At 41.3% G+C, this 14,445-nt stretch carries 17 protein-coding genes and 1 tRNA gene; 6 read left to right on the forward strand and 12 right to left on the reverse strand.

Annotated elements, in window-relative coordinates; genetic code table 11:
* Nucleotides 1-62: 62 nt before the first annotated feature.
* Nucleotides 63-1,766 carry an amidohydrolase gene (locus tag LV83_RS09685; RefSeq protein WP_111611351.1) on the reverse strand — a complete coding sequence of 568 codons (1,704 nt, stop codon included), beginning with the start codon at nt 1,764-1,766 and terminating at the stop codon, nt 63-65.
* Between the two features lie 60 nt (nt 1,767-1,826).
* A complete protein-coding gene (locus LV83_RS09690) occupies nt 1,827-3,911 on the reverse strand; it encodes a T9SS type A sorting domain-containing protein (protein WP_111611352.1) in 2,085 nt (694 codons plus the stop codon).
* A gap of 93 nt (nt 3,912-4,004) precedes the next feature.
* Here LV83_RS09690 and LV83_RS09695 point away from each other — a divergent pair, with 93 nt between their 5' ends.
* Nucleotides 4,005-5,300 carry a UDP-N-acetylmuramoyl-tripeptide--D-alanyl-D-alanine ligase gene (locus LV83_RS09695; RefSeq protein WP_111611353.1) on the forward strand — a complete coding sequence of 432 codons (1,296 nt, stop codon included), beginning with the start codon at nt 4,005-4,007 and terminating at the stop codon, nt 5,298-5,300.
* A 198-nt stretch (nt 5,301-5,498) separates the two neighbouring features.
* Complete coding sequence (locus LV83_RS09700) at nt 5,499-6,176, forward strand: DUF2461 domain-containing protein (RefSeq protein WP_111611354.1); 678 nt, start codon at nt 5,499-5,501, stop codon at nt 6,174-6,176.
* Nucleotides 6,177-6,294: 118 nt separating this feature from the next.
* Here the strand turns inward: LV83_RS09700 and LV83_RS09705 are convergent, their stop codons facing one another.
* The 7 genes from LV83_RS09705 to LV83_RS09735 form a co-directional block, all read right to left on the reverse strand.
* On the reverse strand, nt 6,295-7,122 hold the full coding sequence (locus tag LV83_RS09705) for a Cof-type HAD-IIB family hydrolase (RefSeq protein ID WP_111611355.1): 828 nt from the start codon (nt 7,120-7,122) through the stop codon (nt 6,295-6,297).
* A complete protein-coding gene (locus LV83_RS09710; protein ID WP_111611356.1) occupies nt 7,122-7,394 on the reverse strand; it encodes a hypothetical protein in 273 nt (90 codons plus the stop codon). The genes LV83_RS09705 and LV83_RS09710 overlap by 1 nt, the downstream gene beginning before the upstream one ends.
* 15 nt (nt 7,395-7,409) lie before the next feature.
* Nucleotides 7,410-7,832 carry a hypothetical protein gene (locus tag LV83_RS09715; protein WP_146613703.1) on the reverse strand — a complete coding sequence of 141 codons (423 nt, stop codon included), beginning with the start codon at nt 7,830-7,832 and terminating at the stop codon, nt 7,410-7,412.
* Between the two features lie 44 nt (nt 7,833-7,876).
* Complete coding sequence (locus LV83_RS09720; protein ID WP_111611358.1) at nt 7,877-8,296, reverse strand: hypothetical protein; 420 nt, start codon at nt 8,294-8,296, stop codon at nt 7,877-7,879.
* Between the two features lie 138 nt (nt 8,297-8,434).
* Nucleotides 8,435-8,508, reverse strand: a tRNA-Ala gene (locus tag LV83_RS09725).
* 49 nt (nt 8,509-8,557) lie between these two features.
* A complete protein-coding gene (gene recR / locus LV83_RS09730; RefSeq protein ID WP_111611359.1) occupies nt 8,558-9,178 on the reverse strand; it encodes a recombination mediator RecR in 621 nt (206 codons plus the stop codon).
* 15 nt (nt 9,179-9,193) lie between these two features.
* Entirely contained in the window at nt 9,194-9,487 is a 294-nt protein-coding gene (locus LV83_RS09735; protein ID WP_111611360.1) for an ATP-dependent Clp protease adaptor ClpS, read from the reverse strand.
* A gap of 53 nt (nt 9,488-9,540) precedes the next feature.
* On the opposite strand from LV83_RS09735, the gene LV83_RS09740 reads away from it, so the two are divergent.
* A complete protein-coding gene (locus LV83_RS09740) occupies nt 9,541-10,989 on the forward strand; it encodes a sodium:solute symporter (RefSeq protein ID WP_111611361.1) in 1,449 nt (482 codons plus the stop codon).
* Here the strand turns inward: LV83_RS09740 and LV83_RS09745 are convergent.
* Together LV83_RS09745 and LV83_RS09750 are read right to left on the reverse strand one after the other, a co-directional pair.
* Complete coding sequence (locus LV83_RS09745) at nt 10,984-11,322, reverse strand: MGMT family protein (protein ID WP_111611362.1); 339 nt, start codon at nt 11,320-11,322, stop codon at nt 10,984-10,986. The two genes, LV83_RS09740 and LV83_RS09745, sit on opposite strands and share 6 nt — an antisense overlap.
* Nucleotides 11,303-12,196 carry a mechanosensitive ion channel family protein gene (locus LV83_RS09750; protein ID WP_111611363.1) on the reverse strand — a complete coding sequence of 298 codons (894 nt, stop codon included), beginning with the start codon at nt 12,194-12,196 and terminating at the stop codon, nt 11,303-11,305. Before LV83_RS09750 ends, LV83_RS09745 begins: the two co-directional genes overlap by 20 nt.
* Nucleotides 12,197-12,255: 59 nt before the next feature.
* Here LV83_RS09750 and LV83_RS09755 point away from each other — a divergent pair, with 59 nt between their 5' ends.
* From LV83_RS09755 to LV83_RS09765, 3 genes are read left to right on the forward strand one after another with little or no spacing between them, the layout of a single operon-like run.
* Nucleotides 12,256-12,933 (forward strand): SDR family NAD(P)-dependent oxidoreductase, encoded by a 678-nt coding sequence (locus LV83_RS09755; RefSeq protein ID WP_111611364.1) that lies wholly within the window; start codon nt 12,256-12,258, stop codon nt 12,931-12,933.
* 16 nt (nt 12,934-12,949) lie between these two features.
* A complete protein-coding gene (locus LV83_RS09760) occupies nt 12,950-13,402 on the forward strand; it encodes a nuclear transport factor 2 family protein (protein WP_111611617.1) in 453 nt (150 codons plus the stop codon).
* A 6-nt stretch (nt 13,403-13,408) separates the two neighbouring features.
* Nucleotides 13,409-13,864, forward strand: a complete 456-nt coding sequence (locus LV83_RS09765; protein ID WP_111611365.1) for a hypothetical protein — start codon at nt 13,409-13,411, stop codon at nt 13,862-13,864.
* 6 nt (nt 13,865-13,870) lie between these two features.
* Here the strand turns inward: LV83_RS09765 and LV83_RS09770 are convergent, their stop codons facing one another.
* A complete protein-coding gene (locus LV83_RS09770; protein WP_111611366.1) occupies nt 13,871-14,293 on the reverse strand; it encodes an META domain-containing protein in 423 nt (140 codons plus the stop codon).
* Nucleotides 14,294-14,445: the final 152 nt, after the last annotated feature.

Raw genomic sequence — 14,445 nt, forward strand, 5'->3', positions numbered from 1 at the left:
TTTAACCGACAACCGACAACCGACAACCGACAACCGACAACCGACAACCGACAACCGACAACCTACTTTTTATATACCACTTTTCCCCCCACTACAGTCATAGCTACTTTGGTATTCAAAATTTCATCTTCCGGAACTTCCATGATGTTCTTATCAAAAACCGTGAAATCAGCTGCTTTTCCGACTTCTATCGACCCTTTGAAATCTTCTTCAAACTCGGCAAAGGCGCCATCCAAGGTATAGGATTTCAATGCTTCAGCACGCGTCATTTTCTGATCTCCTTCGTAGCCTCCTTCTGGCATTCCTTCTAAAGTTTTACGAGTTACAGAAGCATAAAAAGATGGAATAGGATCAACAGGCTCCACAGGTGCATCTGTTCCGTTGGTTACTACAGCTCCGGTTTGCATCAGCTTTTGCCATACATAAGCACCGTCGACAATGCGTTTTTCACCTAATCTATCGATAGCCCAAGGACGATCTGAACTTAGGTGAATGGCTTGCATAGCAGCGATCACGCCCATTTCGCCGAACCTTGGAATGTCATCTGGATGGATATGTTGAGCATGCTCGATGCGGAATCTCAGTTTTTTGGAATCTGGATGGTTTGCAAAAGCAGCTTCATAACGATCAAGGATTTCCTGGTTTGCACGATCTCCGATCGCGTGTGAGCACACTTGAAAACCTGCAGGAATAGCTTTCTCTGAAACTTCAGATACCACTTCCATTGGCAAGGTCTCATGACCACGATGATCAGGTCTGTCTGAATAGTCTTCCAACAGCCATGCACCACGATTTCCTAGAGCGCCGTCACAGTTCAATTTGATCGAACGTACGGTCAACATGTGATCCGCGCTATCGATCATGGGGCCTTTTTTGTACCACTCTTCCAAAAGTGCAGGTTGCGTTCCTGTCAGCATCACATATTGGCGGACCGTAAGCTTGCCTTCGTTTTTGAATTTTTGGATTAAGTCAATTACATTTTGACCACTGCCAGCATCGTGAAAACTGGTAATTCCTTTTTCATTCAGTTCTTTCAATGCCAAAGTCAACGCCTCTTCCGCTCTTTCTGGAGTCTCCGCCGGGATCAATCTGGCCACAAGCCCTGAAGCTCTTTCGGAAAGTATACCAGTAGGATTGCCCAATTCATCGAGGATGATTTCACCTCCTTCTACTTCTCCTGGTCGCTCACCTTTCAGGTTACTGATTCCCGCAAGTTCAAGCGCTTTTCCATTTGCGAAAGCTGCGTGACCACTCGCGTGTCTCAAAAATACGGGATTGTCTGGGGAAACTTCATTGAGTTGATCGTTGGTCTGGAAGCCTTTTACCAGTTTTTCAGGCTTCTCTATCCATTTGTCCTGATGCCAGCCTCTACCGGTGATCCAGTCGCCTGGTTTAGCTTTGGCAACGGCCTCGGCCACTTTCTCGACCAATTCGTCGTAGGTTTTGACGTACATGAGGTCGAGCTCCAGTTTGTTATACCCAATTCCCATCAAGTGAGCGTGGGATTCGATGATACCTGGAGTCATGGTTTCACCATTTAGGTCGATGACCTCCGTATTTTCTGCTTTGTGTTTTTCGATTTCTTCTGCTGTGCCTACGGCCAAAATCATCCCGTCCTTTACCGCCACGGCTTCGGCAGTCGGCTGGGCTTCATTTACTGTATAAATGACACCGTTGGTGAAAATCAGATCAGCGGGTTCTGCTTGATCTGTTGAGCAAGAAATGAGGAATATCCCCAAGATTGCGAATAAGTAGATGTTTTTCATGGATTTATATTATATCCAAAACTACCCTATTTCAAACAATCCAAAAAGCCAGTCCTGTAATTAGCGCATCCAGATTTTGCGGGTTTCCTTGAATTTACCTTCAGATTCAAGGATTAAGATATAAAGTCCAGGAGTTAAAAATCCTGCTTGAATTTCCACTTCGGTGTTGGCGGGAAAAGTGATTTCACTCAGAAGCTCCTGTCCAAGTGAATTGATCAAAGTACCAGTTGAGGTTTTGTTCGTCAGAACTTTGATCGGTCCATCATTTGGGTTTGGGTAAACTTTGATTTGGTATTCGTCTTCGTTAGGATTGGATTCCTGAGTTGAACTTAAATAAATCAAACCACCAGCCCTAGTTCCCAAAACCAAATCTGTAGCACCACTAAAAGCTTCAGTAACTATGGTGATCCAAGTATTTCTACCCAAACGGGTTGGAAGGGTTTGATTTCCGATTTGTACCAAAACTTCCGAAATGGTAGCGGACTGCATAAAGTCCTCAATTTTGCTGATTACCCCATTTTGATCCACAGCATATAGATCAGGATTGGTTTTTTGCAGCACGGCAACACTTAGATTCCGGTTGGCAGGATTGTCAGCAAACCCTAAAAAGTCTGATTCTAAGAGTGTTGCTGTAAAATTGGAGAGATCAACCCCATACAAATCCAGACTCCCGTTTTGCGAAGCTACTAGCATCAGATCTTCATTTTCATAAGCGAAAAACTGAAGATAATCTCCCCGCTGGGGCTGATAGCCAGTGATGGTGATTGGTTGATAATCAGATTCCTCCAACTCATAAAGTAGCTGAGTTGGGATGCTTCCTTGTCTGGATATTCCAGTGATCAGGTGATGGTGTTTGCCTACTTTATCATTATATAAAAGTTTTTGAGCATCAATAAGTTTTAGGTTTTCAAGTGACTCATTGTACACGTCCACATAAGTAAACGCTCCATCTTCTAGAAAAAGCATGGATTCTGCGGCAATTACTTCTCCGTTTTTAAATTTATTTGAGATGATGAATAAGCTCCCATTTGACTTATTTCCAATGTGGAAAGGCTTAGCATTTTCTCCCAAATCAATCATCTGATTTTGTAAGAAATTAAAGTCAGTATTCCTCTCTGAATCGATTTTTACGATAGAATTGGCGAAATCTATCCCAAAATTGGAGGAGGCTTCACTTGTGTTTAAGGATACAAGAAGTTCCTCATCGATCAGTTGGCCAATATGGTACACTGGGAATTCCGGAAAGGCACCATAGCCTGGAAGAGTATTTGAAAAGTTCGTGAAAATCGGTTCGATAGTAGTCCCTGAATTGGGAAGAAAATAGAGGATATTACATTCATCACGACCTAAAACCAAGTCTTCAATTCCATCTCCATTAAAATCTTGATATAAAATAGAATGCCCGCCAGCATGCTCGATTCTGTTATTTTCATCCTCCAAATCCATTTTTGCTAATGGAGAACCTGAGCAAGTTTGACCGAAGGAAAGATCTCCGCAGCCACAAAACTCAAAATTTCCCCAATGACTTACTCCGAAAGCAAATCCGTCGATATCCGCTGATCCTTTTCGTTCCACACTCGTGTTTTTGTAAAACTCCATGTAGTCGCCTCCGGCAAAGTTGAAAATCACCAAATCCAGGTCTCCGTCCCCATCCAAATCCTGGATTAAAGGAGTGTCGAGGTTATTTGTTTGAATATTCCCGGAACCGTCAAGTTTGAGGAAATTTTGAGCAACTTCCCAAGAAATCTGATTGCCACTTGAGGTGTTTTTATAGGCTTTGATCCCTAAAGCCGTGGAAGTGAACAAATCCTTTTTGCCATCCCCATCAAAATCCGCCAACACGAGAAAACCATTGATGTCGTTAGGTAAGGCATAAGTTAATTCTGGCTGATGGATGAATTTTTCTTGGTCTTTTTTGAAGACCAAAAGCTGACGGGAATTGATATCCCAAGTCACCCATTCTTCATTGCCATCGTTAGTCAAATCGATCGTTTCAATTTGCGCAGCATTGATCCCTCCGGTAAATGGAGAGGGAAGGATAGTGTTGGCAAATGTGACTTGAGGGGTCTGATCTAAGCGAAAAATTTCTTGTGCATTCAGCTGAAAGCTACTGATGAGAAAAGTGAAAATCCAGAATTTGCGCATGGAATGGTGATAGCTAAGACAAATTAATACGGTTGTCCTTCTCCAAAGATGTGAATGATTCCTTTATTTTGGGAATTAATTCTTTCGAAAACGATGAATCTCTCCATTTTATATACTCTCTTCAAAAAATCAACTGGCGTAAGCACTGACACTCGCAAAATCGAAAAAGGCAATCTCTTTTTTGCATTGAAAGGACCAAACTTCGATGCGAATGCTTTTGCGCCAAAAGCGTTGGAAATGGGCGCTTCAGTAGTCGTTATTGATGATATAACCCATTTTGTTGAGGACGATGAGCGCTATTTTTTGGCAGCAGATTGTCTGAAGATGCTTCAAGATTTGGCAAATCATCATCGAAAGCAATTGGATATTCCGATCATTGGGTTGACTGGTTCAAATGGCAAAACAACCTCCAAGGAATTGATGAAGGCTGTTTTGAGTAAGAAATTCAAAACTGCAGCAACAGTAGGGAATCTTAATAACCACATTGGCGTGCCACTGACTTTGCTCTCAATTACTGAAGCGCACGAAATCGCGATCGTGGAAATGGGAGCGAATAAGCAGGGCGATATTGAAGAGCTTTGTTTGATCGCCGAGCCGACTCATGGTGTGATCACCAATATCGGGAAAGCGCATTTGGAAGGCATGGGAGGGCCGGAAGGTGTTCTTAAAACTAAGACTGAGCTATTCCAGTTTTTGAGAGAAAATCACGGAAAGGTTTTTATCAATTCTCAGGATCCAATCTTGTCCAATTTTTCAAAAAGATTCGAGGCACCAATTCTTTATCCTGCCAAGGGAGATTTCTGTGAGGTGAACTTTATAGATGCCAATCCTTTTGTGAAATTTTCGGTGGGAGGAGATGACTCAGTTTACTTAAGCCACTTAATCGGGGCTTATAATTTTGGGAATATCGCCACTGCCTTGACGATTGGGAAGTTTTTTGGCGTGGAAATGCAGGATGCTGTGGAGGCCATTGTAGCTTATCAGCCTTCTAATATGCGCTCTCAATTGGTAGAGAAGCGAAGTAACCTGATTATTCTGGATGCTTACAATGCGAATCCTTCAAGTATGGAGGTGGCCATTCGAACCTTCGGGACTATGACTGGCAAAAAGCACAAAATGCTGATTATCGGGGATATGTTTGAATTGGGAGATCATGCGGAATCTGAGCATGCTCGGCTAGGAGAAGTCATCAGCGAATATGAGATAGACAAGGTTTGTTTTACAGGTCAGTTGATAGTTTCAGCCTTGGCGAAGTATCCTAAGGCATTGTATTTCCCAGATCCTTTTTCATTCAGAAACTGGCTTCAGGACAGCAATTTGGAGGATTACCTGATTCTGATCAAAGGTAGCCGTGGCATGAAGCTGGAGGGATTGGTAGATTTTATCTAGACAGGTTCAATAGTCTAAAAACAATATATTCTTCTTTTTGAAATCAATTTCACCTATAGCCAGTTAACTTATTTCATCTTTTTATAATTTGATTTTCAATTGCCAGATGGAATCTCGCATGGTTGATAATTATCCAATTGTGTGAAGTTCTCGTCATGCTCGATTTCATGAGTTCAACCCTTAAATTCTGATATGATTATGCGTCCATACTTGCCTTTTCTTGCTGCCCTAGCCGAACATAACTCCAAAGAATGGATGGATGCCAACAAGAAATGGTATTTGGATACAAGGGCTGAATTTTTGGAAGATGTGGCAGTTTTGCTAAAAGGAATTGGCGAGTGGGAACCTGAACTCTTGGTGTTCAAACCCAAGGATTGTGTCTTCCGGCAAAATCGGGATATCCGCTTCTCAGCGAATAAACAACCTTACAAAACCAACTTTGGGGCCTATTTCTCTCCAAAAGGCAAGAAGTCCGAAGGTCCTGGTTATTACCTTCAGGTTCAGCCTGGCAACTCGTTTTTAGCTGGTGGAATCTGGATGCCTATGACTGAGACATTGAAAAAAATCAGAAAGGAAATCGATTACTCTGGAGCTGAATTGGCGAAAATTGAAAGCAACCCAGTATTCAAATCTCAATTCGGGCAGATTGAAGGTGAAAAACTCAAAACCAGTCCCCGTGATTACGAGGCTGATCATGAGTATATTGATTATTTAAGGTTGAAAAGCTTCACGGTGTCTTCCAAAATTTCTGATGGAGATATTGAATCAGGTAATTTTATCAATATCACTTTAGAAGGTTTTCAGAAGATGAGACCACTTCAGGAATTCCTTTCCAAAGCAATTGAGGATGTTGAGGACGGATCAGGGCTTTTGTAGATTCTAAGTAGCAAGTATAAGGTAGCTAGATTAAAGTCTAGAGAACTGAGAGCCCAGATTCAAGAACCAAGATTCTAGAATCAGGAGCCAAGACTTTAGTGTCAAGAAGCTAGCTTTCTTAGCTGATATTAAATTTCAAATCTCTAATTTTTTCTAATACCGCTGCAACGCCATCCTCTTTATTGTGATGTGTGATCTCTTTAGCGACAGCTTTTACTTCCATCCGCGCATTGTCCACCGCGACTCCCCAGCCAACTGATTGTAAGAGATCTATGTCGTTGTAATTGTCTCCAAAAGCTACCACGGATTCCATCCCGAAATCATAGGCATGCTCCAGGATTTTCCTCAAGCCGGTGGCTTTTGAAATAGCTTTTGGTGCAATTTCCAGGTAGGTATCACTGGATCGATACAAGTGCAAATCAAGAGAATGCTCGAAATGTAGCTCACCAAAGAGCCATGCCATCTCATTCGATTCACCCATGCACATGACTTTGTGAGCGCCAGAATTATTCTTTGTCCAAAGATCAACCACTTCGTGACCAGGAAGCCAATCACATTGAACTTTAGTATTTTTCACTTCCCGCTGAGACCAATAATCATCTTTTTCCTCGTACCATTTTTCTCCCTGATACAAGCTCACATGAATATCAGTTTTTTCGGTTAGTTTAAGAATCTTTGCAACCAAGTCCACAGGAATGGTCACGTCCTCCAATACTTCTCCATCAGCACTTAGCACATAGCCACCATTGTAGGCAATCAAAGGTTGGGGGAAGCGGTTCAAGTCATGAAGCAAATGTCGCATGGCATCAGGCATCCGTGAACTAGCCAAAATCACCGGGAAATTCTCAGGTAAATCTGCCACCACAGCTTTGAGACGAGGTGAAAGATCGCGTACCGAATTGAGGAGGGTGCCGTCAATATCAGAGCAAAAAGCTTTTATCTGCATTAATCGAAGTCGGACCAGTTTACATCTTCAGCGAAATTAGCGAATACACCAAAGCCAATGACAGCTATAAAAATTATTACAAGGGCGAAAATGATAAGTTTCACGATCAGCTCAGCTTTAGCCCAGTTTGCCTTATCAGGATCTGTGTTTTTGTCTGTTGCCCATACGATGAGCATGATCAAGCCGATCAAAGGAAGGCGTTTTACCAAGACAGCGATTATCCACTCCCCAAGTGAGGTAGGCGGTTTCTTGTATTCGTTAGGTAATTCCATAAAGAATAGGTTGAGTTAAAAATCTTTCGTGTCAAACATATACTCCTGCATTGCCACATTTTCCGGATTTGTAGGGTCTGTTTGAATAAACTGTACGGTAATTTGTTGATAATCTTCAGCATTTTCAAAATCCCGTAGGTAAAGTTCTGCACATTTTCTTGCCAAAACCTCCGGTTGGTTTCCCAGAATTAATGGGTCTCCATTTTGTAATTTTAGGAAAATGGTGGAAATGGTCTCGTCATCGGTAGTCGACTTGCTGAGGTTGACATTCATCCCTTGAAAATTGCCGAGTCTCCTAATTTCCTCGGAAGGCATAAAGCCTTCGCCCATCATTGCTTCCATGCCTTTGAACGCAAATTTTGCGATGTTTTCAGGGTTACAGGAACAGGAACTGAAGGTTACTAGTAAAAATAAGACGATAAGTATTCGATTTCGCATTTTGGTTTCCAGTTGGGAAGTAAATCATGCGAATTTAAACAATCTTAAGTAGATCTTTTCGAAACGATCAAAACAGCACGTTTATCCGTTGCTTTGTGAGGGTTGTTTAGGTCTGGATATGGGATAGCATCGATCAGTTTGACAGTGTAATCTGATGTGGAGAACTGATTAGGGTATGCACTTACATTTTCATTGGTACTCAATTGCAAGTCTATATCTTTTCCATTTACCGTGAGTTTCCCTTCTACCACGATCATCCCTTCCCATATACAGACTGCATTTGCAGGACAGCGGGAATCCTGAACATCTAATAGTGTCAATGAAATGTTTTTAGGACAGTTTTGTATAGTTTCATCTATTGCTATTTCAAACTCTTTTCCAAGGTCGAAACCATCGCAATCAATACTGTCTTCACAAGAAAATAGTAGCGACGATGTAAGAAATACTACTAATAGACGATGCATTGAGATTCAGTTTAAATATGTTTCAAAAGTATATTTAATACGGATTTGAAGAAGTAAGTGCTACATAAAAGTTTCAGGAGTATTGAATTGGCCTAACCTAAAAAATAAAAAAAGCTCCACATTTCTGTGAAGCTTTAGTGGAGAATACCGGAGTCGAACCGGTGACCTCCACACTGCCAGTGTGGCGCTCTAGCCAGCTGAGCTAATCCCCCATTTAGGTTTGCAAATATAGACCTAGGTTTTTCCTACGCAAAAGAAATTTTACTCGGTAGCGTAATTAATTCGGGTCATGATACTACGGCCAAGAGTTACTTCATCAGTGAACTCTAGCTCACCCCCCACAGGAATTCCCCTCGCAATTGAACTCACCTGCACACCTTTTTCTTTTAGCTTTTTCGCCAGATAAAAAGAAGTGGTATCTCCTTCCATCGTGGCGCTAAGCGCTAAAATAACTTCTTTAATGGGTGCACTTTGCGCAGCTACTTCTACTCTAGAGAGCAAAGATTCTATTTTCAATTCCTCCGGCCCTATGCCCTGAATAGGAGAAATTACTCCTCCTAGCACATGATATTTTCCCTGAAACTGATTTGTATTCTCTATAGCCAGCACATCACGAATATCTTCTACGACGCATAGAAGCGAGCCGTCCCGACGATGGCTTATACAAATGCTGCACTCTTCCGCATCAGAGATATTGTGGCAGGTTTTGCAATATTGAATCTCTGTACGCATACGGGTGATCGCCAAAGCCAAAGCTTCGGTGTTTGCCTCGTGCTGCTTGAGAAGGTGAAGTGCTAGTCGAAGCGCTGTTTTCTTACCGATACCCGGGAGTCGGGAGATTTCGGTGACAGCATCTTCTATCAGTTTGGAGGGGAAATTCACTTAGGCGTAGTTGTGTTATTCTATTGCGGCTTGGATTCCGGCATCTAATATAGCCTCACACATAGGTTTTAGCTCTGTCATGCTGCCTTTTTTTACGGCACATTTCCCTCTATAATGAATGGTGATCGTGCATTGTTCCGCTTGCTCTATGTTATGCTTGCAAACTTTCATCAGAATCTTGATCACATGATCGAAGGTGTTGAATTCGTCATTGTACACGATCAGGTCGTTGGATTCAATATCTATCAAATCCTCCACCAGAACTTCTGATTCCTCAATGTATGGAAGTGGTTCGTTTGAATGATTCATTTTGCAAAATTAAGAATATTGGACAACTTAGCGAACCCACTTCAATACGATTTATGAATTCACAACTAGTTCTCCTGGTAATCTGTTGTTATTTTTTACTTCTATTTCTAATTTCTTACTTCACTTCTCGCAAAGTTTCTGCTGATACCTTCTTTACTGGAGACCGCCAATCCCCTTGGTTTTTGGTGGCTTTTGGGATGATAGGAGCCTCTCTTTCAGGAGTTACATTTATTTCAGTTCCCGGGGAAGTTGGCAATACTAACTTTTTTTACTTCCAAGTTGTTTTGGGCTATACGCTGGGTTATTTCGTGATAGCCAAGGTGCTTTTGCCGCTTTATTACCGATTAAATCTGGTTTCCATCTATTCATATCTGGATGATAGATTTGGCTTTTGGTCCTATAAAACAGGCGCATTTTTCTTTATTCTGTCCAGAACTTTAGGCTCATCGATTCGGGTTTTCCTGGTTGCAAGTGTACTTCAACTGATCCTTTTTGATTCCTTGGGAATTCCATTTTGGGTTTCGGTATTGATAACCGTTGGTTTGATATGGTTATATACTCATCGAGGAGGCATCAAGACGGTGGTTTGGACAGATACACTTCAGACATTTTTTATGCTTGCGGCTGTGGTGGTTTGCGTAATTATGGTCGGAAATGAGCTGAATTTCAATGGAGTTGGTGATTACATCAAGGCTGTTTCCGATGATTCACGCTCTCAGATTTTCAACTGGGATTGGAAAGCAGGTACGAATTTCTTCAAGCAGTTTATTTCTGGGGCTTTTATAACCATAGTCATGACCGGCTTGGATCAGGATATGATGCAAAAGAATCTGACCTGTAAGAATATAGGCGAGGCGCAAAAAAATATGTTCTGGTTTACGATCATTCTTGTATTCGTAAATCTCCTTTTTCTCTCATTAGGAGTATTATTATACCTGTATTCCGAGACTCAAGGTATACAGATTCCTTTAAAAACTGACGAGCTTTTCCCACTCCTTGCTACAGAGTATTTCTCTCCTTTTGCTGGGATCATCTTCGTGTTGGGAATCACCGCTGCGGCCTACTCCAGTGCGGATTCAACGTTGACAGCGCTTACTACATCATTTTGTATAGATTTCTTAGAGATAGAAAAAAGATACCCTGCGGAAAAAAGAGTCTCAGTTCGAAAGAAAGTCCACATAGTATTCACTTTTATCATGTTCTTGGTCATTATGGCTTTTCATGTAATCAATAACCAAAGTGTGATTAATTCTGTATTTGTGATTGCAGGATATACCTATGGTCCATTGCTTGGTCTGTATTCCTTTGGGCTTTTCACCAAATGGAAGGTGAAGGATAGGTTCGTTCCTTACCTCGCTGTCTTTGCACCAGTGTTGACTTTTGCGATAGCGTCTAATTCGGAGAAATTATTCTGGGGCTACAAATTCGGCTTCGAAGCTCTGATTTTGAATGGACTGATTATGTTTGTTGGGTTGTATTTGCTTCGATCTAATAAATCATAAAGCCAATTCCAACTCAGGATTCCAAAAAACCTTTTCGAAATTCTGGACTTTGTCTTTCACGACTTTTACCCCTTCTTTTTCCAGCAATTCCTGCATTTTGGTGGGTGTTTCGAAATGTCCTTTTCCGGTAAGCAACCCTTGACTATTCACCACGCGATGCGCAGGAACATCTGACATGGTGTGTGCCGCATTCATGGCATATCCGACCATTCTGGCACCACTTTTAATTCCCAAGTAATGCGCAATCGCACCGTAATTGGTAACTCTGCCACTAGGAATGAGACGGACTACCTGATAAACGAGATCGAAATAATTAGGCTTTTCGGGTTTCATTTGACCAGTTGATTAAGGCTTGGTTTACAGTTTTCTTGACGTTTTTCTCGATGATTTTCTCCCCGGATTTGATTGGGAATTGGAAGCGAACGATGATGCTTTCTGGTTTTCTCTCGATTATTGTTAATTGAGCGCCATCTATAAATACGTGATCAGAAAATTCTCGTAATGAATGACTTAACGCACTTTCAAGCTCATTCAATAAGATCGCAGAATAGAAAGGGATTTCTGAATCCAGGATTACCTGATGTGAATTATTTTTGGAGTAATTGACCACTTCAGAGGTAAGGGCGAGCGTGTTTGGGATAATGATAATTTCGCCAGTCTCAGTTTTCAGTTCCATATTGATCAGCGTAATATCTCTGATAAATCCCATGCTTTTTCCGATCAAAATCTTATCTCCAATCTCCAATTGATCTGAAAACATCATGATCAAACCGTTTACAATATTGGTAATGTAATCCTTCGTGAGCAATGCAATTGCTGCAGCCACGATTGTGATGCTTGTCAAAAATTCTAGTGGGCGAACCCCAAAAGCGAGCATCATCGTGATCAAAATGATCATAATGTTTAGCAATGTGGAGAGACGGTCTATACCGATTACAAAGTTGGGCTGTACTCTGGATTCCTCCGTTCTTTTGAGATAAAACTGTAGCGTGATAATTCTCGCAAGAGAAATAATCAAGTTTCCGCTAAGTAAGAATATTGCAGCTCTAATCAGATTTGAAGCGATAATATGCGTATCGAAGAATGGGCTAAACCAGCTATTTGATTCAAAAGCTGTGATCAAAACCACAAGTAGGAGGAACTTTAAAAAGAAATTTCTTCTTCGTATGTTTTCCTGATTCTTTATTATGCTTTTGAGTTGATTCATGACGTTTTTGAAAAATTAAGGCTAATTTTAACAAATATCAGAAAGAATTTTGGAGTAGTATGAGCAGAAATATTATTATCACAGGAGCAGGAGGAAATTTAGGTTCGGCAGTAGTTGAGAAGTTTAAGCGTGAAGGCTATCATATCATTGCGCTTCTCCATCCCGGAAAAAACGAGGAGGTAGAAGAATCTGATGATGCCTATGAGGTGGACGTAACTGATGAAAAAGCAGTTGCTGAATTTATCAAAGAGTATAATATGCAGTATGGCGATGTAGATGCCTTAGCTTTTCTAGTTGGGGGCTACTCCTCTGGTGGATTATCTGCTACAAGTCAGGCTGGATTGGAGAAAATGTTTTCGCTTAATTTCTTTTCTGCTTTTCATTTAGTGAAGGGCTTTTTGCCAATCATGAAGTCGCAGGGCAAAGGTACTTTTCTTTTTGTGGGTGCTAGACCGGCGCTACAAATGGAGGACGCTGGTGGATCTTTGGCATATGCCTTAAGTAAAAAGTTGGTGATTTCTTTAGCTGAAATAGTTGGTGAGGAGACGAAAAACACGCCAATTAGATCACATGTTTTCGTGCCAAGCATCATCGACACACCGCCTAATCGTGAGTCAATGCCTGACGCCGATTTCAGTAAATGGGTGCGGGCGGACGAGATCGCAGAGGCAATGCATTACGCTGTAAATACACATTCTTTGAGAAATATGACATTCAAACTTTATGGTGAAGTTTAAGTTAAAACTAGCGAAAATGAAAAATCTACTATTCGGTCTATTCTCCCTTATTTTGGTATTCCCTGCTTTTTCTCAGACAGATGAAGCTGATGTAAAGGAAGTGATTCAGACACTTTTTGATGGGATGAGAGCAAAAAATGCTGAGCAGATTGCTTCGGTCTTTTCAGAAAATGCCATCATGCAGACCATTGAAACAACAGGTGATACCGGCACAGTAAAAGCTGGTTCAGTGGCTGATTTTGTGAAGGGAATTGGAAGTCTTCCTGTGGAAATGAAGCTTGATGAACGAATCACTGACTACCAAATCAACATTGACGGGCCTATGGCTACAGCCTGGACTCCTTATGAGTTTTATGCCAATGACAAATTCAGCCATTGCGGCGTGAATTCATTTCAATTAGTCAAAATGGCCTCAGGCTGGAAAATAGTTTACATCATCGATACTCGCCGAAAAGACGGCTGCTCTTGATATTTTATGAATACGTTTAAAGAAAAAATTTACCAAACTGCGATTGTGCAGGTGAAAGAGAAAATCAACTTATTGAAAGCCGAGCGAAAAGCGATCAATGATGGGATTTTGGAAGATACTAAAAGTAGTGCAGGAGATAAGTTTGAGACAGGACGGGAAACAATGTCCCGTGACCTGATGACTGTAGAAAATCAGTTGAAGCAAGCAAATTTTGAATTTGACGAGCTGTGCAGATTGCAGGCGATCAAAGAGACTTCTCCTTCCGTTCAGGAAGGTAGCTTGGTCCAGTTGGGTAACGACAAGTACCTGATTTCAATTAGCCTCGGACAAATCGCTGTGGACGATCAGAAGCTTTTTATGCTAAGTAAAAACTCACCCCTTGGCGAAATTTTGGTTGGACGCAAAAAAAATGAGCAGGTAGAATTCCGCGGCAGAAATCTCACCATCACAGAATTGCTATAATTTAACCTAGTCTTTCTTAGGGACAAAACTCATCAACTCGGTGGCTCCATCAAGTAAGATGAGTTTGTCTTTACTGATATTCAGTTCTTTTACCTTAGTCAAAGCTGAAATAAAGACCTTTTCCCCATTGCCTGGGCACATTTTTTTTGTGATTGCCCCAGGGTCCAAGAGAAGTCCAGTGCCTTCCAGCATGAAGTTTCCCGAGAAGTTATTGCAACCTGTAAACCCTGCAAGATTTCCGTCATCAAGAAAGCTCAAGGAAGGAACTCCTCCAGCAAATTGACTCATGTCCAGTCCGCTGCCCATTAATGATGAAAGTGCCCAGCTATTGCTTTTTAGGCTATTGAGGGGATTTATTGCTTTGGTCCCTGCGCAGCTCATAAAAAGCAGGAAGATAAGTCCAAATGAGTAAGTTTTGGCAGTGCGCATTTTTCCGTGGATTTAGTGGTATTCTAAAATAAGCAAAATGAGTCCAAATTCAATTTTGTATTTGAATCACTTTGACAATGATTATATTAGAATCTCAGTTTTTCTTAGAATTCTTGCCTTATTACTAATAGAATTTCCTTTTTTTTCAAAAA

Origin of the sequence: Algoriphagus yeomjeoni (genome assembly GCF_003259505.1) — a bacterium.
In the GTDB taxonomy this organism is placed as follows: domain Bacteria; phylum Bacteroidota; class Bacteroidia; order Cytophagales; family Cyclobacteriaceae; genus Algoriphagus; species Algoriphagus yeomjeoni.

Excerpts from the sequence above, each read along its gene's own strand:
- LV83_RS09685 (WP_111611351.1), bottom strand. The coding sequence starts at position 1,766 with ATGAAAAACATCTACTTATTCGCAATCTTGGGGATATTCCTCATTTCT.
- LV83_RS09690 (WP_111611352.1), bottom strand. The coding sequence starts at position 3,911 with ATGCGCAAATTCTGGATTTTCACTTTTCTCATCAGTAGCTTTCAGCTG.
- LV83_RS09695 (WP_111611353.1), top strand. The coding sequence starts at position 4,005 with ATGAATCTCTCCATTTTATATACTCTCTTCAAAAAATCAACTGGCGTA.
- LV83_RS09700 (WP_111611354.1), top strand. The coding sequence starts at position 5,499 with ATGCGTCCATACTTGCCTTTTCTTGCTGCCCTAGCCGAACATAACTCC.
- LV83_RS09705 (WP_111611355.1), bottom strand. The coding sequence starts at position 7,122 with ATGCAGATAAAAGCTTTTTGCTCTGATATTGACGGCACCCTCCTCAAT.
- LV83_RS09710 (WP_111611356.1), bottom strand. The coding sequence starts at position 7,394 with ATGGAATTACCTAACGAATACAAGAAACCGCCTACCTCACTTGGGGAG.
- LV83_RS09715 (WP_146613703.1), bottom strand. The coding sequence starts at position 7,832 with ATGCGAAATCGAATACTTATCGTCTTATTTTTACTAGTAACCTTCAGT.
- LV83_RS09720 (WP_111611358.1), bottom strand. The coding sequence starts at position 8,296 with ATGCATCGTCTATTAGTAGTATTTCTTACATCGTCGCTACTATTTTCT.
- LV83_RS09735 (WP_111611360.1), bottom strand. The coding sequence starts at position 9,487 with ATGAATCATTCAAACGAACCACTTCCATACATTGAGGAATCAGAAGTT.
- LV83_RS09740 (WP_111611361.1), top strand. The coding sequence starts at position 9,541 with ATGAATTCACAACTAGTTCTCCTGGTAATCTGTTGTTATTTTTTACTT.
- LV83_RS09745 (WP_111611362.1), bottom strand. The coding sequence starts at position 11,322 with ATGAAACCCGAAAAGCCTAATTATTTCGATCTCGTTTATCAGGTAGTC.
- LV83_RS09750 (WP_111611363.1), bottom strand. The coding sequence starts at position 12,196 with ATGAATCAACTCAAAAGCATAATAAAGAATCAGGAAAACATACGAAGA.
- LV83_RS09755 (WP_111611364.1), top strand. The coding sequence starts at position 12,256 with ATGAGCAGAAATATTATTATCACAGGAGCAGGAGGAAATTTAGGTTCG.
- LV83_RS09760 (WP_111611617.1), top strand. The coding sequence starts at position 12,950 with ATGAAAAATCTACTATTCGGTCTATTCTCCCTTATTTTGGTATTCCCT.
- LV83_RS09765 (WP_111611365.1), top strand. The coding sequence starts at position 13,409 with ATGAATACGTTTAAAGAAAAAATTTACCAAACTGCGATTGTGCAGGTG.
- LV83_RS09770 (WP_111611366.1), bottom strand. The coding sequence starts at position 14,293 with ATGCGCACTGCCAAAACTTACTCATTTGGACTTATCTTCCTGCTTTTT.